The sequence below is a fragment of the Pantoea sp. UBA4549 genome (assembly GCF_002387285.1).
GTDB classification, from domain to species: domain Bacteria; phylum Pseudomonadota; class Gammaproteobacteria; order Enterobacterales; family Enterobacteriaceae; genus Pantoea; species Pantoea borealis.
In genome coordinates this window covers 51,126-70,401 of the sequence record NZ_DGLH01000008.1, presented here as the reverse complement: position 1 = coordinate 70,401, position 19,276 = coordinate 51,126, and the positions used below count along the sequence as shown (strand labels likewise).

Annotated in this window: 16 protein-coding genes; 14 read left to right on the top strand and 2 right to left on the bottom strand. The window is 56.5% G+C overall.

What is annotated here, in order from left to right:
• The first annotated feature begins 124 nt into the window (after nucleotides 1-124).
• Entirely contained in the window at nucleotides 125-2,143 is a 2,019-nt protein-coding gene (gene rep, locus B3041_RS06125; protein ID WP_065647822.1) for a DNA helicase Rep, read from the top strand.
• 17 nt (nucleotides 2,144-2,160) lie between these two features.
• Here rep and ppx read toward each other — a convergent pair whose 3' ends face one another.
• Together ppx and rhlB are read right to left on the bottom strand one after the other, a co-directional pair.
• Complete coding sequence (gene ppx / locus B3041_RS06120) at nucleotides 2,161-3,645, bottom strand: exopolyphosphatase (protein ID WP_065647821.1); 1,485 nt, start codon at nucleotides 3,643-3,645, stop codon at nucleotides 2,161-2,163.
• Nucleotides 3,646-3,651: 6 nt separating this feature from the next.
• On the bottom strand, nucleotides 3,652-4,947 hold the full coding sequence (gene rhlB / locus B3041_RS06115; protein WP_065647820.1) for an ATP-dependent RNA helicase RhlB: 1,296 nt from the start codon (nucleotides 4,945-4,947) through the stop codon (nucleotides 3,652-3,654).
• Nucleotides 4,948-5,063: 116 nt separating this feature from the next.
• Here rhlB and trxA point away from each other — a divergent pair, with 116 nt between their 5' ends.
• The 13 genes from trxA (at nucleotide 5,064) to wzyE (ending at nucleotide 19,268) form a co-directional block, all read left to right on the top strand.
• A complete protein-coding gene (trxA, locus tag B3041_RS06110; protein WP_039381699.1) occupies nucleotides 5,064-5,396 on the top strand; it encodes a thioredoxin TrxA in 333 nt (110 codons plus the stop codon).
• 344 nt (nucleotides 5,397-5,740) lie between these two features.
• On the top strand, nucleotides 5,741-7,000 hold the full coding sequence (gene rho, locus B3041_RS06105; RefSeq protein ID WP_039381703.1) for a transcription termination factor Rho: 1,260 nt from the start codon (nucleotides 5,741-5,743) through the stop codon (nucleotides 6,998-7,000).
• Between the two features lie 274 nt (nucleotides 7,001-7,274).
• Complete coding sequence (wecA, locus tag B3041_RS06100; RefSeq protein ID WP_065647819.1) at nucleotides 7,275-8,351, top strand: UDP-N-acetylglucosamine--undecaprenyl-phosphate N-acetylglucosaminephosphotransferase; 1,077 nt, start codon at nucleotides 7,275-7,277, stop codon at nucleotides 8,349-8,351.
• Nucleotides 8,352-8,384: 33 nt separating this feature from the next.
• Complete coding sequence (gene wzzE, locus B3041_RS06095) at nucleotides 8,385-9,431, top strand: ECA polysaccharide chain length modulation protein (protein ID WP_065647818.1); 1,047 nt, start codon at nucleotides 8,385-8,387, stop codon at nucleotides 9,429-9,431.
• A 10-nt stretch (nucleotides 9,432-9,441) separates the two neighbouring features.
• A complete protein-coding gene (gene wecB / locus B3041_RS06090; protein ID WP_065647921.1) occupies nucleotides 9,442-10,566 on the top strand; it encodes a non-hydrolyzing UDP-N-acetylglucosamine 2-epimerase in 1,125 nt (374 codons plus the stop codon).
• Between the two features lie 2 nt (nucleotides 10,567-10,568).
• On the top strand, nucleotides 10,569-11,828 hold the full coding sequence (wecC, locus tag B3041_RS06085) for a UDP-N-acetyl-D-mannosamine dehydrogenase (protein WP_292970116.1): 1,260 nt from the start codon (nucleotides 10,569-10,571) through the stop codon (nucleotides 11,826-11,828).
• Nucleotides 11,825-12,901 (top strand): dTDP-glucose 4,6-dehydratase, encoded by a 1,077-nt coding sequence (rfbB, locus tag B3041_RS06080; RefSeq protein ID WP_292970114.1) that lies wholly within the window; start codon nucleotides 11,825-11,827, stop codon nucleotides 12,899-12,901. The genes wecC and rfbB overlap by 4 nt, the downstream gene beginning before the upstream one ends.
• A 22-nt stretch (nucleotides 12,902-12,923) precedes the next feature.
• Nucleotides 12,924-13,805: a glucose-1-phosphate thymidylyltransferase RfbA gene (gene rfbA, locus B3041_RS06075; RefSeq protein WP_065647815.1), complete on the top strand. Its 882-nt coding sequence runs from the start codon at nucleotides 12,924-12,926 to the stop codon at nucleotides 13,803-13,805.
• Nucleotides 13,783-14,481: a dTDP-4-amino-4,6-dideoxy-D-galactose acyltransferase gene (gene rffC, locus B3041_RS06070; protein WP_292970112.1), complete on the top strand. Its 699-nt coding sequence runs from the start codon at nucleotides 13,783-13,785 to the stop codon at nucleotides 14,479-14,481. The genes rfbA and rffC overlap by 23 nt, the downstream gene beginning before the upstream one ends.
• On the top strand, nucleotides 14,478-15,608 hold the full coding sequence (gene rffA, locus B3041_RS06065) for a dTDP-4-amino-4,6-dideoxygalactose transaminase (RefSeq protein WP_065647813.1): 1,131 nt from the start codon (nucleotides 14,478-14,480) through the stop codon (nucleotides 15,606-15,608). Before rffC ends, rffA begins: the two co-directional genes overlap by 4 nt.
• Nucleotides 15,608-16,861 carry a lipid III flippase WzxE gene (gene wzxE / locus B3041_RS06060; RefSeq protein WP_065647812.1) on the top strand — a complete coding sequence of 418 codons (1,254 nt, stop codon included), beginning with the start codon at nucleotides 15,608-15,610 and terminating at the stop codon, nucleotides 16,859-16,861. Before rffA ends, wzxE begins: the two co-directional genes overlap by 1 nt.
• Nucleotides 16,858-17,928, top strand: a complete 1,071-nt coding sequence (locus B3041_RS06055; RefSeq protein ID WP_065647811.1) for a TDP-N-acetylfucosamine:lipid II N-acetylfucosaminyltransferase — start codon at nucleotides 16,858-16,860, stop codon at nucleotides 17,926-17,928. Before wzxE ends, B3041_RS06055 begins: the two co-directional genes overlap by 4 nt.
• Nucleotides 17,925-19,268, top strand: a complete 1,344-nt coding sequence (gene wzyE, locus B3041_RS06050) for an ECA oligosaccharide polymerase (protein ID WP_065647810.1) — start codon at nucleotides 17,925-17,927, stop codon at nucleotides 19,266-19,268. Before B3041_RS06055 ends, wzyE begins: the two co-directional genes overlap by 4 nt.
• The last annotated feature ends 8 nt before the right edge of the window (nucleotides 19,269-19,276 follow it).

The following is a 19,276-nucleotide window of genomic DNA, read 5'->3' as shown; positions in this document are numbered from 1 at the left end:
CAAGCTCGCTCCGGTCACTTACCCTGGTAAGCTCCCGAAGACTCATCCACTTGCCGCCTGCCTGCAATTCGATTTATTTAAGGGGATCATCCCTGAAATTGAATTTGTTGAGTGAAATTACGTTATGCGTTTAAACCCCGGCCAACAACGTGCTGTCGAATTTGTCACCGGCCCCTGCCTGGTGCTGGCGGGGGCAGGTTCCGGTAAAACCCGCGTCATTACCAATAAAATTGCTCACCTGATCCGCGAATGCGGCTATCAGGCGCGCCACATCGCAGCGGTCACGTTTACCAATAAGGCGTCGCGCGAAATGAAAGAGCGCGTGGCGCAAACGCTGGGACGTAAAGAGGCGCGCGGCCTGATGATTTCAACCTTTCATACGCTGGGGCTGGAGATTATCAAGCGTGAATATGCCGCGCTGGGCATGAAGTCGAGCTTTTCGCTGTTTGACGATCAGGATCAGCTGGCGCTGCTGAAAGAGCTGACCAGCCAGTGGCTGGAAGAGGATAAAACGCAGCTGCAGCAGCTGATTGCCACGATCTCTAACTGGAAAAACGATCTGATCGATCCGCAGGGTGCCGCTGCGATAGCAAAATCTCAGCGCGACCAGATATTTGCGCACTGCTATCAGCTTTATGATCAGCATCTGAAATCCTGCAACGTGCTCGATTTTGACGATCTCATCCTGCTGCCTACGCTGCTGCTGCAGCGTAATGAGGCGGTACGGGAGCGCTGGCAGCAGCGTATTCGCTATCTGCTGGTGGATGAGTATCAGGATACCAACACCAGCCAGTATGAGCTGGTAAAACTGCTGGTGGGGCCGCGCGCGCGATTCACCGTGGTGGGCGATGACGATCAGTCTATTTACTCCTGGCGCGGGGCGCGTCCGCAAAACCTCGTACTGCTGAAAGAGGATTTTCCGGCGCTGGAGGTGGTCAAGCTGGAGCAGAACTATCGCTCTTCGCAGCGTATTCTCAAAGCGGCTAACATTCTGATCGCCAATAACCCGCACGTGTTTGAAAAGCGTCTCTTTTCCGAACTGGGCGTGGGCGAGTCGTTGAAAGTGCTGAGCGCGAATAATGAAGATCATGAAGCGGAGCGCGTGACCGGCGAGCTGATTGCGCATCACTTCATTAACCGCACGCAGTATAAAGATTACGCCATTCTCTATCGCGGTAATCACCAGTCGCGCGTGTTTGAAAAGCTGCTGATGCAAAACCGCATTCCCTATCGTATTTCCGGTGGCACCTCGTTCTTTTCGCGTCCGGAGATCAAGGATCTGCTGGCCTACCTGCGCGTGCTGACCAACCAGGACGACGACAGCGCGTTTCTGCGTATTGTGAATACGCCGCGTCGTGAAATCGGACCGGCTACGCTGCAGAAGCTGGGTGAGTGGGCCACGCTGCGTAACAAGAGCCTGTTTCATGCCAGTTTTGACATGGGGCTGACTCAGACGCTGAGCGGACGCGGCCTGGAGCATCTGCAGCGTTTTACGCACTGGCTGAATGAGATTGTGCAGCTGACTGAACGTGAGCCGATCACTGCGGTGCGTGACCTGATCCGCGGCATCGATTATCAAAGCTGGCTGTTTGAGACCTCCGGCAGCCCGAAAGCCGCAGAGATGCGGATGAAAAACGTCAATACGCTGTTTCAGTGGATGACAGAAATGCTCGAAGGTGATGAGCTGAATGAACCCATGACGCTGGCGCAGGTTGTTACGCGCTTTACCCTGCGCGATATGATGGAGCGGGGGGAAAGTGATGAAGATCTCGACCAGGTTCAGCTGATGACGCTGCACGCATCAAAAGGGCTGGAATTTCCCTATGTCTATCTGGTAGGCATGGAAGAGGGGCTATTGCCGCACCAGAGCAGCATTGATGAGAACAACATTGAAGAGGAGCGGCGTCTCGCCTATGTGGGCATTACGCGCGCGCAGAAAGAGCTGACCTTTACCCTCTGCCGGGAGCGCCGTCAGTATGGCGAACTGGTTCGTCCTGAACCCAGTCGTTTTTTACTGGAACTGCCGCAGGATGACGTTGAGTGGGAGCGTGAGAAAAAAGTGGTGAGCGCAGAAGAGCGCGTAAAAACCGGGCAAACCCGGGTTGCCGGTTTGCGTGCAATGCTGGCAAATGCAAAAAAGTGATGGCAGTTGTTACGCCATCAGGAGAAGGTCAGAAGCCAGTGCACGTATGACTGGTAGTGGCTCTCCTGCTCCAGCAGCTCGGCGCGCAGCGGATGCGCCTCCAGCCAGCCCGCCGGCAGCGTCAGGTGCAGCGCATCCTCTTCTGCCAGTAAGCGTACCGCCGGGAGCGTATCGTCACGACGGCGCGTGGAGAAGATGATCGCCAGGCGCAGCAGGCGGCTTAAACGCTCGGCCGTACGCGGCGGCACCGCATTTTGCTGAGCCAGCAGGGCCAGGTCGATACTGCCGCTCTGGTTCTGCAGCAAACAGGCGAGCACTTTTTTCTGTGCGGGCGTAAAGCCCGGCAGATCAAGATGGCGGATCAGATAAGCAGCGTGCCGGGGAGCCTGACGAAAATCAACGCTCAGGCCAATTTCATGTACGGCACAGGCGCTTAACAGCAGATCGCGGCAGCGCTGATCAAGCTTCCAGCTCTGGCTGACCTGACGAAAAAATCCTTCAGCCAGCTGCTGTACCCGCGCGGCCTGTTCCACATCAATAGAAAAACGGCGCTGCACATTGTGCAGGGTACGGCTGCGGATATCGCGATTGATCGGCAGATGCAGCATGCCATACACCAGACCTTCGCGCAGCGCACCGCCTGCCAGCGTCATGCTGTCAATGTTAAGCTCATTGAAAATCGCGATGAGAATCGACAGGCCGCTGGGAAAGACCAGTGCCCGCTCCAGCGTCAGGCCTTCAATCTCCAGCTCTTCCAGCTTGCCACACTGAATAGCACGCTGCCTGAGCTGCTGCAGTTTACTCAGGGTGATACGCTCATCCATCCCCTGCGCCACCATGATCTCCTGCAGGGCCTGAACGGTACCGGACGCACCGACGCAGACCTGCCACCCTTTTTCACGCAGCGCGCCTGCCACCGGTTGCAGCATGTCGCGCGCTGCCTGCTCTGCCCGATCAAAATTTTCCTGCGTCAGATGGCGATTGCTGAAAAAACGCTCCAGCCAGGTGACGCAGCCCATTGAGAGGCTGAACAGGGTGGTTGCATGCGAGCCTTCACCGGTAACCAGCTCGGTGCTGCCCCCGCCAATATCGACGACCAGACGCTGGTCGGAGCCGCCGGTCGTATGGGCCACGCCCTGATAGATCAGGCGCGCTTCTTCCTCACCGCTGATAACATTGACCGGACAGCCAAGGATCGCTTCAGCAGTGGTCAGAAAGGCTGGCGCATTGCGCGCGATGCGCAGCGTGGCGGTCGCCACCACGCGGATCTGCTCTGGCGGGATATCCTGCAGCTGTTCCGAAAACAGTTTCAGGCACTGCCAGCCGCGCTGCATCGCCTCAGCAGAGAGTTCGCTGTCAGCATTGAGTCCTGCTGCCAGCCGGACTTTGCGCTTGATGCGCGCAACGGTCTGAATAGTGCCGGAAACTTCACGCACCACCAGCATATGAAAGCTGTTAGACCCGAGGTCGATCGCTGCATAGAGTGATGATGCGCTTAGCATGTAGGGTTAACCTGAGCGTTTACGGTTATGGTTACGGGGCGCACTGCTCCGGCGATTACTGTTATTACCGCCGCGGCGCTGACCGTTGCCGGTGCGGTTCCGCTGCAGACGTTTTGCCGGTGGCAGATCGCTGAGCAGCGCTTCGCTGTTGTATTTGCTTACCGGAATGCCGTGACCGATATACTCCTCAATCGCAGGCAGGTTAAGCGCATACTCTTCGCACGCGAGGCTGATAGAGTGCCCGCTGGCACCGGCACGGCCGGTACGACCAATACGGTGAACATAATCTTCGCGATCGTCCGGCAGGTCATAGTTAAAGACGTGCGTCACGGCCGGAATATGCAGACCGCGCGCTGCCACATCTGTTGCCACCAGAATATCCACGTCGCCTTTGGTAAAATCATCCAGAATGCGCAGGCGCTTTTTCTGCGGGACATCGCCGGTCAGCAGACCCACGCGATGACCATCGGCGGCCAGATGGCCCCAGATATCTTCACAGCGGTACTTGGTGTTAGCAAAGATGATGGCGCGATCTGGCCACTCTTCTTCAATCAGCGTCTGCAGCAGACGCATTTTCTCTTCATTAGATGGATAGAAGAGCTCTTCTTTAATGCGGTGGCCGGTTTTCTGTTCCGGTTCCACTTCGACATATTCCGCGTTATTCATATGCTCAAACGCCAGTTCCCGGACGCGATAAGAGAGCGTCGCGGAAAACAGCATGCTCAGACGCTGCGTGGCAGGTGGCATGCGGCGGAATAGCCAGCGAATATCTTTAATAAAGCCGAGATCGAACATGCGATCGGCTTCATCCAGCACCACAACCTGAATGGCACCCAGGTTCACATGATTCTGCTTGGCGTAATCAATCAGACGTCCGGTAGTGCCTACCAGGATGTCGACACCGTCAGCGAGCACTTTAAGCTGTTTGTCATAGCCATCGCCGCCGTAAGCCAGCCCCATTTTCAGGCCGGTGACTTTGGCCAGCGGCTCCGCATCGGCGTGAATCTGTACGGCCAGCTCACGCGTAGGGGCCATGATCAGCGCACGCGGCTGATTAACCTGACGCCCTTCAGCAGCAGGGTGAGAAAGAAGATAATGAAACGTTGACGTCAGAAACGCCATCGTTTTGCCGGTACCGGTTTGCGCCTGACCCGCAACATCACGCCCTGAAAGCGCAAAAGGCAGTGCGAGCGCCTGAATAGGCGTGCAATGCTGAAAGCCTTTAGTATCAAGGGCTTCCACGACCTGAGGGTGCAGGGCGAAGTCGGAAAACTTCTGTTCGGTTAAGTGTGTTTTGCTCATAGTGTGGTAGAATATCAGCTTACTATCGCTTTACGAAAGCGTATCCGATGAAATAAAGTTAACCAACGTTGGTATATTTTACGCCAATTCGCCAGGCATAATCTTTGGAGTTAAACATGAGCAGCGATAAAATCGTTCACCTCACCGATGACAGTTTCGATACTGACGTGCTGAAAGCCGAGGGTGTTACCCTGGTTGACTTCTGGGCTGAATGGTGTGGTCCTTGCAAAATGATCGCCCCGATCCTTGATGAAGTTGCTGAAGAGTACGACGGTAAGCTTACCATCGCCAAGCTGAACATTGATGAGAACCCAGGTACCGCGCCAAAGTATGGCATCCGTGGTATTCCGACCCTGCTGCTGTTTAAAAACGGCGAAGTGGCGGCAACTAAAGTGGGTGCGCTGTCTAAAGGCCAGCTGAAAGAGTTCCTGAACGCCAATCTGGCGTAAGCGCAACGCGCTCTGTTCCGCAGTGGTGAATTTTTTCGCCACTGCTGGACGCCGCTGGTCAGGCGTGCTAATTTGACGATACTGCGTTACGCACTTACCTTTGTAGTTTGCATCTAAAGATTTCTCTTGTCAGACCCCGCTCGAGTTGAACGTTTTTGTGGTTTGGCAATCTGACGGCTAGCATACCCGGCATCATCTTTCGACCGTCTCTCGCTTCCTATCGCCCTATCAGACGATACCCGCCGAGCAGCGTTGAAAAAGAGCCATTAACAGGCATGGAATTTTTGCCATACCATTCACGACAATCATTTCGAGAATTACCCCGAGTTTAAGAACCCATCACTATGAATCTTACCGAATTAAAGAATACGCCGGTTTCTGAGCTGATTACTCTCGGCGAAAATATGGGGCTGGAAAACCTGGCGCGTATGCGCAAACAGGACATTATTTTCGCCATCCTCAAACAACATGCGAAGAGCGGCGAAGACATCTTTGGTGATGGCGTGCTGGAGATATTGCAGGACGGATTTGGTTTCCTCCGTTCCGGAGACAGCTCCTACCTCGCCGGTCCTGATGATATCTATGTTTCTCCCAGCCAGATTCGTCGTTTTAACCTGCGTACTGGTGATACCATTTCCGGTAAAATCCGTCCGCCAAAAGAGGGCGAGCGCTATTTTGCCCTGCTGAAAGTTAACGAAGTTAACTACGATAAGCCGGAAAACGCCCGCAGTAAGATTCTGTTCGAAAACCTCACGCCGCTGCACGCTAACAGTCGTCTGCGTATGGAGCGGGGTAATGGCTCAACTGAAGATTTAACCGCTCGCGTCCTGGATCTGGCGTCGCCAATTGGTCGCGGCCAGCGTGGTCTGATTGTGGCACCGCCTAAAGCGGGTAAAACCATGCTGCTGCAGAATATTGCGCAGAGCATTGCTTACAATCATCCGGATTGCGTGCTGATGGTCCTGCTGATCGACGAGCGTCCGGAAGAAGTAACCGAGATGCAGCGTCTGGTTAAAGGCGAAGTTATCGCCTCTACCTTTGATGAGCCAGCATCACGTCACGTGCAGGTTGCCGAGATGGTGATTGAAAAGGCCAAGCGCCTGGTTGAGCATAAGAAAGATGTTATCATCCTGCTCGACTCCATTACCCGTCTGGCGCGTGCCTACAACACCGTGGTACCTGCCTCAGGTAAAGTACTGACCGGTGGTGTTGATGCCAACGCCCTGCATCGTCCGAAGCGTTTCTTCGGCGCAGCACGTAACGTGGAAGAGGGCGGTAGCCTGACGATCATCGCTACAGCGCTGGTTGATACCGGTTCGAAGATGGACGAAGTGATTTACGAAGAGTTTAAAGGTACAGGTAACATGGAACTGCACCTGTCACGTAAAATTGCGGAAAAACGCGTCTTCCCGGCCATTGACTACAACCGCTCCGGTACCCGTAAAGAAGAGCTGCTCACTTCTCAGGAAGAGCTGCAGAAGATGTGGATCCTGCGTAAAATTATTCATCCGATGGGTGAGATTGACGCGATGGAGTTCCTCATCAACAAGCTGGCAATGACCAAAACCAACGATGAATTCTTCGATATGATGAAGCGCTCATAAGCGGCTAAAAGCGAAGCAATTATATTGTTACGCAGGTAATAGATCGGCATTATTTCTGTTAAACGCCACGGCTTATCGTGGCGTTTTTTATTTGTGCGCATTAGGATTAGGCGAGTCAGAAAACGTTTAGAATGACGCAAGCAGAAAGGCGGCGATTTTTTCAGCAATTGCGCGCGCTGCGGCCTGGTCAGACAGGGATATACAGCAATAACCGGGGTTTTGGTTATTGTTGTCCACGATTTTAGCTGAGAGCGTTAATGTGAATTTACTCACTATGGGTGCAGAGCTGGGTTTAACTTTTCTCTTCTCTCTGGCATTCCTTTTTATGGCCCGCAAGGTCGCAAAAAAAATCGGGTTAGTTGATAAACCTAATGCAAGGAAAAAGCATCAGGGTGTTATTCCTCTCGTTGGCGGTATTTCCGTTTACGCCGGCGTTTGCTTCGCGTTCCTTATTACGCAGTCCTATATGCCGAATGGCCTGCTCTATCTGTTCTGTGCTGGCGTGCTGGTACTGGTAGGCGCGCTCGACGATCGCTTTGATATCAGCGTAAAGTTTCGTGCCTGTATGCAGGCGATTATCGCCGTCGTGATGATGTATGGCGCCAAGCTCTATTTGCTGAGTCTGGGTTTTATTGTGGGGCCGGTAGAGATTGTCGTGGGTCCCTTTGGCTATGTATTAACGCTGTTCGCCGTCTGGGCGGCAATTAATGCGTTTAACATGGTTGACGGTATTGATGGCTTGCTGGGCGGGCTCTCCTGTGTGACGTTCGGAGCAATGGGTATCATTCTCTATTTCGACGGCATGACCAGCCTGGCTATGTGGTGTTTCGCTATGATCGCCGCCACTATTCCCTATATCCTGCTGAACCTGGGTTTTCTGGGCAAACGCTATAAAGTATTTATGGGCGATGCCGGCAGCACCATGATCGGTTTCACCATTATCTGGATCCTGCTGGAAACCACTCAGGGCCTGAGTCATCCTATTACGCCGGTCACCGCGCTGTGGCTGATCGCCATTCCTTTAATGGATATGGTAGCCATCATGTATCGCCGGTTACGCAAGGGCATGAGTCCCTTCTCAGCCGACAGGCAACATATTCACCATCTCATCATGCGTGCCGGCTTCTCGTCACGGCAGGCTTTTTTGCTGATCACGCTGGCGGCGGCGCTGCTGGCAGGCATTGGGGTGCTGGGCGAATATCTGGCTTTCATACCTGAGTGGGTCATGCTGGTGCTCTTCCTGGTGGCATTTCTGCTCTACGGCTACTGTATTAAGCACGCGTGGCGTATGGCACGAATGATTCGCCGTCTCAAGCGCAGATGGAATCACGCGCATATCAATAAAACATGACCTGGATAAGCATCCGATAAGGACACCGCTGTTATGACCGCTGTTGTGGAGAATGAACTGGATATTCGCGGCCTGGGCTGCACGCTGTGGCGTGGTAAACGCTGGATAGCGGGCTGCGCTGTTCTGTTTGCCCTGCTGGCCTGGCTGGCTTCAATGCTGATGAAACAGGCGTGGAGCACCACGGCGGTGACCGACAGGCCAACGGTGAACATGCTGGGCGACTACTATGTACAGCAGCAGTTTCTGAATAACCTTGATATCCACAGCACTACGCTGAGCCTGAATAATCCGGCACCTACCGTAATGGATGAGGTGTATCAGGAGTTCACCATGCAGCTCGCGTCATGGGATACGCGTCGCGACTTCTGGCAGCAGACCGACTATTTTAAAAGTCGTAAAAGCGGTAATGCACACAATGATGCCGCCCTGCTGGATGACATGATCACCAATATCCAGTTTATGCCGGCAGATAGCGCGCACAACACGCTTGATACGGTCCGGCTGGTGGCAGAAACCGCAGGTGACGCTAACAATCTTTTACGGCAGTACATTGCCTACGCCAGTGAGCGTGCGGCCCGTCATCTGAATGAAGAACTGAAAGGCGCATGGCAGGCGCGAGACGTGCAGCTGCAGTCGCAGGTTGACCGGCAGCAGGCCGTGGCGCAGGCAGTATACGATCGCCAGCGTCAGCGCATTGAACAGGCGCTGAAGCTGGCCAGCCAGCAGGGTATTACCGATAACCGGGCGCCCGCTGCGGGTGAAAGTCTGCCAGAGAGCGACCGCTTTTTACTGGGGCAGCAGCGACTGCAGGCTCAGCTCGATATGCTGCAGGCCAGCGGCCCCGCCTACGATTTAAGCTATGATCAAAACAGGGCGATGCTGAGCACGCTACAGGCTGGCCCTCGTCTGGATAAACAGTTCCAGACTTACCGCTACCTGCGCACGCCGGAAGAGCCCGTTTCACGCGACAGCCCGCGCCGTCTGTTTATGATGGTGATGTGGGGAGCGATCGGTGCGCTGGTCGGCGCGGGTGTGGCGCTGGTGCGCCGGCCGCGTGCGTTATCAGCTATTCGCCAATAAGAGAATCAGCGTGAAAGTACTGACTGTATTTGGCACCCGTCCTGAAGCCATTAAAATGGCGCCGCTGGTGCAGGCACTGGCGCAGGATGCTGCGTTTGAATCCCGACTGTGCGTCACCGCACAGCACCGTGAAATGCTCGATCAGGTGCTGCATCTGTTTCAGCTGCAGCCCGATTACGATTTAAATATCATGCGTCCGGAGCAGGGACTGACCGAAATCACCTGCCGTATTCTGCAGGGCATGAAAACCGTTTTAGCCGATTTTAAACCTGACGTGGTGCTGGTGCATGGTGATACCACCACCACACTGGCTGCCAGCCTGGCGGCCTTTTACCAGCAGATCCCGGTAGGCCACGTTGAAGCGGGCCTGCGCACCGGTAACCTGATGTCACCCTGGCCGGAAGAGGCCAACCGCACGCTGACGGGACATCTGGCAAGCTATCACTTTACCCCCACTACGACATCGCGGCAGAACCTGCTGCGGGAAAATCTTCCTGATGCGCGTATTTTCGTCACCGGCAACACGGTGATCGATGCGCTGCTGTGGGTACGCGATCGCGTCCTGACCAATGCCGATCTCAATGCCCGCCTGGCGGCGCGCTATCCGTTTCTGGATCCGGACAGAAAGCTGATCCTGGTTACCGGTCACCGGCGCGAAAGTTTTGGTAAGGGTTTTGAGCGTATCTGCAGCGCGCTGGCGCAGATTGCCCGCCTTCATCCGCAGGCGCAGATTGTCTATCCGGTGCATCTCAATCCCAACGTCAGCGAGCCGGTTAACCGGATACTTAGCGGCATCGATAATATCATTCTGATCGAACCGCAGGAGTATCTGCCGTTTGTCTGGTTAATGAACCGTTCATGGCTGATCCTCACCGATTCCGGTGGGATTCAGGAAGAAGCGCCGTCGCTGGGGAAACCGGTGCTGGTGATGCGTGATACCACAGAGCGGCCGGAAGCGGTCGCGGCAGGGACGGTAAAACTGGTTGGCACGGATATCGATACCATTGTCGCTGAAGTCACCCTGCTGCTGCAGGATGAAGAGGCGTGGCAGAGTATGAGCCGGGCGCACAACCCTTATGGCGACGGCCACGCCTGTGCACGCATTCTGCAGGCGCTGAACAACAACAGAGTTTAATTATGTCTTTTAATACCATTTCCGTCATCGGACTGGGTTACATCGGGCTGCCAACGGCAGCCGTTTTCGCTTCAAGGGGAAAGCAGGTCGTGGGCGTGGATGTCAATCTGCGCGCCGTTGAAACCATTAACCGGGGTGAAATCCATATCGTGGAGCCCGATCTCGGTGAGGTCGTCCGGCAGGCGGTACAGCAGGGGCTGCTGCGCGCCACCACAACGGCAGAACCGGCAGAGGCGTTTCTGATCGCAGTGCCGACGCCCTTTATGAACGATCATCAGCCAGACCTGAGCTTTGTCCGTGCGGCAGCGCTGTCGCTGGCACCGGTACTGAAAACCGGCGATCTGGTTATTCTGGAGTCTACCTCGCCGGTCGGCGCCACAGAGCAGATGGCAGAGTGGCTGGCAGAGGCGCGTCCCGATCTGCGTTTCCCTCAGCATGAGGGTGAAAGCGATATCTTTATCGCCTACTGTCCGGAGCGGGTGCTGCCTGGCAAAGTTATGACCGAACTGCTGGAGAACGATCGCGTGATTGGCGGCATGACGCCCGCCTGCTCAGCGCGGGCCAGCGAGCTGTACCGTATTTTTCTGCGCGGTGCCTGCGTTGAAACCAACGCGCGTACGGCGGAGATGTGCAAACTGACGGAAAACAGCTTTCGCGATGTCAATATCGCCTTTGCGAATGAGCTGTCACTGATTTGCGCCGATCAGAAGATCAACGTCTGGGAGCTGATAGCGCTGGCGAACCGTCATCCGCGCGTTAATATTTTGCAGCCTGGCCCCGGCGTGGGCGGGCACTGCATTGCCGTCGACCCGTGGTTTATTGTGGCGCAGAACCCGCAGCAGGCGCGGCTGATCCGCACCGCGCGTGAAGTGAATGATGCCAAGCCTGGCTGGGTACTGGAACAGGTAAAACAGGCGCTGGCAGAGTGTGTGACGCAGAGTGATAAGCGTGCCAGCGAGATCGCAATTGCCTGCTTCGGGCTGGCCTTTAAGCCCGATATCGACGATCTGCGTGAGAGTCCGGCGATGGCGGTAGCGCAGCGTATTGCGGCGTGGCACAGCGGAAAAACCTGGGTTGTCGAGCCGCACGTTACGACGATCCCTGACCGGCTGGCGCAGGACGCGTCGCTGGTGTCTGCAGAGCAGGCGCTGCAGCAGGCTGACATTCTGGTCATGCTGGTCGATCATGCCCGGTTCCGGGCGATTGACGCCGCGCAAATTGCCCAGCCGTGGATTGTCGATACCAAAGGAGTCTGGCGATGAAGCGCTTTCTGATCACCGGCGGCGCGGGATTTATTGGCTCAGCGCTGGTGCGCTTTCTGATTGAAAGCACGGAGCACCAGGTGGTGGTGGTGGATAAGCTGAGCTATGCCGGCAATCTGGCGTCGCTGGCTGACGTGCAGCACGATCCGCGTTTTACCTTTGAGCAGGTTGATATCTGTCACCGGCCAGAGCTTGACCGGGTACTGGCGCAGTATCAGCCCGACTGCGTGATGCATCTGGCAGCAGAAAGCCATGTCGATCGCTCGATTGATGGTCCGTTTGCCTTTATCGAAACCAATATTGTCGGCACGTATCATCTGCTGGAAGCGGTACGCCACTACTGGCAGACGCTGGAGAGCACGCGCCAGGCTGATTTCCTGCTGCATCATATTTCTACGGACGAAGTGTTTGGCGATCTGCACGGCACGGACGACTTTTTTACCGAAACCACGCCTTACGCGCCGAGCAGCCCCTACTCCGCATCAAAAGCCAGCAGCGATCATCTGATGCGTGCCTGGATGCGAACCTATGGCCTCCCCGTGGTAGTGACCAACTGCTCCAATAATTATGGCCCGCGCCATTTTCCGGAGAAGCTGATCCCGCTGACCATCATCAATGCGCTGGCGGGCAAGGCGCTGCCGGTTTATGGCAACGGCAGCCAGATCCGCGACTGGCTCTATGTGGAAGATCATGCGCGCGCGCTCTATACCGTTGTCAGTCACGGCAAAGCAGGCGAGACCTATAATATTGGCGGTCATAATGAGCGACGTAATCTTGATGTGGTGCATGCCCTGTGCGATCTGCTCGATGAGCTTGCCCCCGGGCAACGTCCCGCGGCGATCGGCAGCTATCGTGAGTTGATCACCTTTGTTACCGACCGTCCCGGACACGATCTGCGTTACGCCATCGATGCCGGTAAAATTGCCCGCGAACTGGGCTGGACACCACAGGAAACCTTTGAGAGCGGCATACGTAAAACGGTGGAGTGGTATCTGGCTAACCCGCAGTGGTGGCAGGCTATTCTCAACGGCAGCTATCGCGCTGAACGCCTCGGCTTAACCACATCGCGCTGAAGCATAGCCAGAAGGAGCAATGATGAAAGGTATTATTCTGGCGGGTGGTTCAGGAACGCGCCTGCATCCGATTACCCGCGCAATTTCCAAGCAGCTGCTGCCGGTGTATGACAAGCCGATGATTTATTATCCCCTTTCTGTCCTGATGCTGGCGGGCATCCGCGATGTGTTAATCATCACCACGCCTGACGATCGGGCGCACTTTGAGCGTCTGCTGGGCGATGGCAGTGAGTTTGGTATCCGGCTGTCATATGCGGAGCAGCCAAGCCCGGATGGGCTGGCACAGGCTTTTATTATTGGTGAATCGTTTATTGGCGACGACCACTGCTGTCTGGTGCTGGGTGATAATCTCTACTTTGGACAGGGTTTCAGTCCGAAGCTGAAAAAGGTGGCTGCACGCACTGAAGGTGCAACGGTATTTGCCTATCAGGTAATGGATCCCGAGCGGTTTGGCGTGGTGGAGTTTGATGAAGCGTTTAATGCGCTTTCAATCGAAGAGAAGCCGGCGCAGCCAAAATCACGCTGGGCCGTCACCGGCCTCTATTTCTACGATCGTCGCGTGGTGGAGTTTGCAAAGCGCGTCCAGCCTTCGGCGCGCGGTGAGCTGGAAATTACGGCGATTAATCAGATGTACATGGAGGCAGGCGCACTCTCTGTTGAGCTGCTGGGCCGTGGGTTTGCCTGGCTGGATACCGGCACACACGACAGCCTGGTGGAAGCCAGCGTCTTCGTGCAGACGGTGGAAAAGCGGCAGGGTTTCAAGATAGCCTGTCTGGAAGAGATTGCCTGGCGCAACGGCTGGCTGAGCGATGCGCAGCTGCAGGCGGCAGGCGAGGCGTTAACCAAAACCGGCTACGGCCAGTATCTGCTGGATATCTTACATGCCCGTCCGCGTCAGTATTGATCCCCTTGAGTGGGAGAGCGCCTTCTTTCATCAGCCCACGGCGCGCCTGACGCTGCCGGGAGAGCTGACGCTGCCGCAGGCGCTGCAGCAGGCGACGGGCCTGCTGCAGATAAAAATTCCGGCAGAGCAGACCGCGGCGATTGATGCGGTTTGCCAGCACGGCTTTCAGCTGGTTGAGGGCGAAGCCGATCTGACGCTGGCGCTGACGCAGACAGCGCGTCAGTCCGGCGTGCGGATTGCGCGTGAGGCGCAGATCCCGGCGCTGCGTGCCGCTGCCGCAGAGGCATTCAGCCAGAGCCGGTTTCGCGCCCCGTGGTTTGACGCGGCCGACAGCGGCCGGTTTTATGCGCAGTGGATTGAAAACGCGGTGCGCGGCACCTTTGATCACCAGTGTCTGATCGCCTGCGATGAGCAGGGAAGCCTGCAGGGCTTTGTCTCCATCCGTGAAGTGAACGGCGACGCACGTATCGGACTGCTGGCCGTGCTGCCGGACGCCCGATCGCAGGGAATCGGCCAGCGTCTGCTGCTGGCCGCCGCTGACTGGGGCCGGGTGCGTCAGCTGTCACAACTGCGCGTTGCCACGCAGCTCAGCAATCTTGCGGCGCTGCGCCTCTATTTACGCTGCGGTGCCCGGCTGGAAAGCACCGCCTACTGGTTCTACAGGAAAGCACCATGATCCCTTTTAACGCGCCCCCTGTGGTGGGCACTGAAACAGACTATATGCAGTCGGCAATGGCCAGCGGCAAACTGTGCGGTGACGGCGGCTTCACCCGTCGCTGCCAGCAGTGGATGGAGCAGCATTTTGGCAGTAAAAAAGTGCTGCTGACCCCCTCCTGCACTGCCTCGCTGGAGATGGCAGCGCTGCTGATCAACATTGCGCCTGGCGACGAAGTGATTATGCCGAGCTATACCTTTGTCTCTACTGCCAACGCGTTTGTGCTGCGCGGTGCCACCATTGTCTTTGTTGACGTGCGTCCGGATACGATGAACATCGACGAAACACAGATTGAGGCAGCGATCACGCCGAAAACACGCGCTATCGTACCGGTGCACTATGCGGGCGTGGCGTGTGAAATGGACACCATTATGGCGCTGGCGGCAAAGCATCAGCTTTATGTGATTGAAGATGCCGCGCAGGGCGTGATGTCACAGTATAAAGGTCGTGCGCTCGGCACCATCGGACACATTGGCTGCTTTAGCTTTCATGAAACGAAAAACTACACCGCCGGAGGCGAGGGCGGCGCGACGCTGATAAATGATGCGGCGCTCACCGAGCGTGCTGAAATCATTCGGGAAAAAGGCACCAACCGGAGTCAGTTTTTCCGCGGTCAGGTGGATAAATATACCTGGCGCGATATCGGCTCAAGCTACCTGATGGCCGATTTGCAGGCGGCCTATCTCTGGGCGCAGCTGGAAGCGGCGCAGACCATTAATCAGCAGCGGCTGCGACTGTGGCAGCGCTACTACGACGCGCTACAGCCGCTGGCAGCTCAGGGACGGATTGCGCTGCCGGCAGTGCCGGATAGCTGCTGTCATAACGCGCATATGTTCTATCTGAAACTGCGCGACAGTGACGATCGCGACGCGCTGATACGCTGGATGAAAGAAGCGGAGATCCTCACGGTGTTTCACTATATTCCGCTGCATACGTCGCCGGCCGGTGAGCGGTTTGGCCGCTTCCACGGTGAGGATCGTGTGACCACGCGCGACAGCGAGCGCCTGCTGCGCCTGCCGCTGTTCTATAACCTGTCAGATAACAATCAGCGTACCGTGATTAGCTCTCTGCTGAGCTACTTTGCCTGATGTCGCTGGCAAAAGCATCGGTCTGGACCGCGGCCTCCACGCTGGTCAAAATCGCGGCCGGTCTGCTGGTGGTAAAGCTGCTGGCGCTGAGTTTTGGTCCGGAAGGCGTCGGGCAGGCGGGTAACTTCCGGCAGCTGATCACCGTGCTCGGCGTCCTGGCCGGCGCGGGCATTTTCAATGGCGTCACCGCCAGCGTGGCGCAGCTGCAGCATGAGCCCGCGCAGCTGCGGGCGCTGACCGGCACAGCCTCTGCAATGGTGCTGGGCTTTTCAGTATTGCTGGCCGCGGGTCTGCTGCTGGGCGCTGCGCCGGTCAGCCGGTTACTGTTTGGACACGATCATTATCAGAGTGTGGTGCGCATCGTGGCGTTTCTGCAGTTTGGCATCGCCTGGGCGAACCTGGCCCTGGCGCTGCTGAAAGGCTTTCGCGATGCGCGCGGCAATGCGCTGGCGCTGATAACCGGCAGCCTGACAGGGGTGGCCGGTTATATTGTGTGTTGGCGGCTGGGCGGTTATCAGGGGGCGCTGGCGGGCCTGGCGCTGGTACCGGCGCTGCTGGTGGTGCCGGCGCTGATTATGCTGCGGCGCCACCGTGCGGTGCTGCCGCTGCGCTGGCTCAGACCGGCATGGCAGCCGGCACTGGCACGCAATCTGGCAAAATATACGCTGATGGCGCTGATGACCTCGGTCACGCTGCCGGTGGCGTGGGTGATGATGCGTAATCTGCTGGCGGAACAGCAGGGCTGGGCTCAGGTAGGATTATGGCAGGGCGTCACCACGATTTCTGACGCCTATCTGCAGTTTATTACCGCCACCTTCAGCGTCTGGCTACTGCCAACGCTGGCACGCCTTGAGCACAAGCCGCAAATTGCGCAGGAGATTGGACGCGCGCTGCGTTTTGTATTGCCGGCGGTGGCGGCAGCCAGTTTCTGCGTCTGGCTGCTGCGCGACATGGCGATCTGGCTGCTGTTTTCCCCGCAGTTTAGCGGCATGCGCGATCTTTTTATCTGGCAGTTATGTGGCGATCTCTTTAAAGTCGGCGCCTATGTTTTCGGATATCTGGTGATCGCCAAAGCGTCACTGCGCTTCTATATTCTCACCGAAATTAGCCAGTTCGCTCTGCTGACGCTGTTTTCGCGCTGGCTGATCCCGCTTCACGGCGCGGCTGGTGCAGCGCAGGCGTATATGGCGACCTATATACTCTATTTTGCCCTTTGCTGTGGCGCTTTCCTGATTTATTGCCGGACAAAATGACGTTATTTCATGTGCTGGGATCTGATATCCCGCATCACAATCAGACGGTGCTGCGTTTCTTTAATGACGTGATCAGCACTGAATTGCCTGCCGCCGCGCCGCGCCACTTTATGGTGGTTGCTGCGCCTGGCTCGCTGCCCGCCTGTAGCCAGTTGCAGATCGAAACCTTCACCAGTAAAGCCGCGCTGGCACAGGCGGTGATAGCACGCGCAGCCGATCGCTCCCGGCGTTTTTTCTTCCACGGACAGTTTAACCCGCGTCTCTGGCTGGCGCTGCTCAGCGGAAAGATCCGCCGCCATCAGGCGTTCTGGCACGTCTGGGGGGCTGATCTGTATGAAGAGGGAGCCGGGCTGAAATATCGCCTGTTCTATCTGCTGCGACGCATGGCGCAGGGGCGAGTGGCGCAGGTGTTTGCCACCCGTGGCGATCTCTGTTTTTATCAGCAGCGGCATCCGCAGGTGCCGGCATCGCTGCTCTATTTTCCGACGCGCATGCCTGATATTGCGCTGCCTGCAGCCGCGACATCGGACGGTACACTGACGATTCTGCTGGGCAACTCCGGTGACCGCAGCAACCGGCATATTGAAGGTCTGCAGGCGATACGCCGGCAGTTCGGCGAGGAGGTCAGCGTACTGGTTCCGCTTGGTTATCCGACAAACAATTATGCCTATATTGATGAGATCGATGCGGCGGCACAGCGTCTGTTTCCGGCCGGACAGGTTACGCTGATTCGCGACAGGCTCGATTTCCCGGCCTACCTGCAGTTGCTCAGACGCTGTCAGCTTGGCTATTTTATGTTTGAGCGGCAGCAGGGGATTGGCACACTCTGTTTGCTGATTCAGGCTAACATTCCCTTTGTGCTGAACCGTAAGAATCCATTCTGGCGCGATCTCAGCGAGCAAGGCATTCCGGTGCTGTTCAGCTGCGACGAACTGGATGCCGGCCGCATCGGAGAAGCACAGCGCCAGCTGACGGCATGTGATAAACCAGGCATCGCCTTTTTTGCGCCGGGCTATCTTGCCGGCTGGCGCCATGCGCTCAGCCTGAGTGAAGGACGTGCATCATGAGCCTGCTGCAGTTTAGTGGTCTGCTGGTGGTTTATCTCTGCTCGCTGGGCTTTATCCTGACGCTGACCTGGCGTGAGTTCAGGCGCGTACGCTTTAACTTTCATCTCTTTTTTACGCTGCTGTTTCTGCTGACCTTCTACTTTGGTTTCCCTCTGACCAGCGTGCTGGTATTTCGCTTTGATGTGGCCGTGGTGCCGGCAACGTTTCTGCTGCAGGCGCTGCTGGCAGCAACCAGCTTCTACGCTATTTACTATGTCAGTTATAAAGTGCGGCTGCGACCAGCCAGCGCCGCGCCGCGCAAGCCGTGGCTGGTGATGGATCGGGTCGAGACCCATCTCACCTGCCTGCTGCTGGCGCTGGTCGCTATTGGCACGGTGACCGTGTTTTTCATGCACAACGGGCTGCTGCTGTTCCGGCTCTCCGCCTATAACCAGATTTTCTCGAGTGAGGTTTCTGGCGTGGCGCTAAAACGCTTCTTCTACTTCTTTATCCCGGCGATGCTGATTCGCTATTTTCTGCATCCGACACAGCGGCAGTGGCTGCTGTTTCTGCTGGTAACAGTGGCCTTTGGCTTGCTGACCTATGCGCTGGTGGGCGGCACGCGTGCGAATATCATCATCGCCTTTGCGCTGTTTCTGTTTATTGGTATTACGCGCGGCTGGATCACGCTCTGGATGCTGGCAGGCGCAGGGGCGATGGCAATCTGCGGTATGTTCTGGCTGGCGCTGCGGCGCTACAACCTGGATGTGGCCGGGGCAGAAGCCTTTTACACGTTTCTTTACCTGACGCGTGATACGTTTTCGCCGTGGGAAAACCTGGCGCTGCTGCTGCAGAACTACGACAAGATTGATTTTCAGGGACTGGCTCCGCTCTGGCGCGACTTTTATGTCTTTATTCCGGGATGGCTGTGGCCCGATCGCCCTGCGGCAATACTGAACAGCGCTAACTATTTTACCTGGGAGGTTCTGAACAACCACTCCGGCCTGGCTATTTCGCCGACGCTGCTTGGTTCGCTGCTGATCATGGGCGGCGTACTGTTTATTCCGCTGGGAGCGGTGGCGGTGGGTCTCCTGATGAAAGGTTTTGATGCGCTTTATACGCAGGGACGCGATAGCGATAACCGCTATACCGGCGCGGTTCTGCAGAGTTTCTGCTTTGGTGCTGTCTTTAATATGATCGTTCTGGCTCGCGAGGGGCTGGACGCATTCGGCTCGCGCGTGGTGTTTTTCTGCATCATTTTTGCCGCCTGTACAGGCCTGGCAAAGCTGCTCTGCTGGCTGCTGGCGCGTGCAGGGCTTATTCGCCCGCGTCATATTCAGTCGCTGCGCGGTTCCTCCTGATCACGGTG

Bases quoted from the DNA above. Each gene is read 5' to 3' on its own strand.
- wecC (WP_292970116.1), top strand. From the start codon at position 10,569: ATGTCTTTTAATACCATTTCCGTCATCGGACTGGGTTACATCGGGCTG.
- ppx (WP_065647821.1), bottom strand. From the start codon at position 3,645: ATGCTAAGCGCATCATCACTCTATGCAGCGATCGACCTCGGGTCTAAC.
- rho (WP_039381703.1), top strand. From the start codon at position 5,741: ATGAATCTTACCGAATTAAAGAATACGCCGGTTTCTGAGCTGATTACT.
- wzyE (WP_065647810.1), top strand. From the start codon at position 17,925: ATGAGCCTGCTGCAGTTTAGTGGTCTGCTGGTGGTTTATCTCTGCTCG.
- rhlB (WP_065647820.1), bottom strand. From the start codon at position 4,947: ATGAGCAAAACACACTTAACCGAACAGAAGTTTTCCGACTTCGCCCTG.
- rffC (WP_292970112.1), top strand. From the start codon at position 13,783: ATGCCCGTCCGCGTCAGTATTGATCCCCTTGAGTGGGAGAGCGCCTTC.
- trxA (WP_039381699.1), top strand. From the start codon at position 5,064: ATGAGCAGCGATAAAATCGTTCACCTCACCGATGACAGTTTCGATACT.
- rfbA (WP_065647815.1), top strand. From the start codon at position 12,924: ATGAAAGGTATTATTCTGGCGGGTGGTTCAGGAACGCGCCTGCATCCG.
- B3041_RS06055 (WP_065647811.1), top strand. From the start codon at position 16,858: ATGACGTTATTTCATGTGCTGGGATCTGATATCCCGCATCACAATCAG.
- rffA (WP_065647813.1), top strand. From the start codon at position 14,478: ATGATCCCTTTTAACGCGCCCCCTGTGGTGGGCACTGAAACAGACTAT.
- wzxE (WP_065647812.1), top strand. From the start codon at position 15,608: ATGTCGCTGGCAAAAGCATCGGTCTGGACCGCGGCCTCCACGCTGGTC.
- wzzE (WP_065647818.1), top strand. From the start codon at position 8,385: ATGACCGCTGTTGTGGAGAATGAACTGGATATTCGCGGCCTGGGCTGC.
- wecA (WP_065647819.1), top strand. From the start codon at position 7,275: ATGGGTGCAGAGCTGGGTTTAACTTTTCTCTTCTCTCTGGCATTCCTT.
- rep (WP_065647822.1), top strand. From the start codon at position 125: ATGCGTTTAAACCCCGGCCAACAACGTGCTGTCGAATTTGTCACCGGC.
- rfbB (WP_292970114.1), top strand. From the start codon at position 11,825: ATGAAGCGCTTTCTGATCACCGGCGGCGCGGGATTTATTGGCTCAGCG.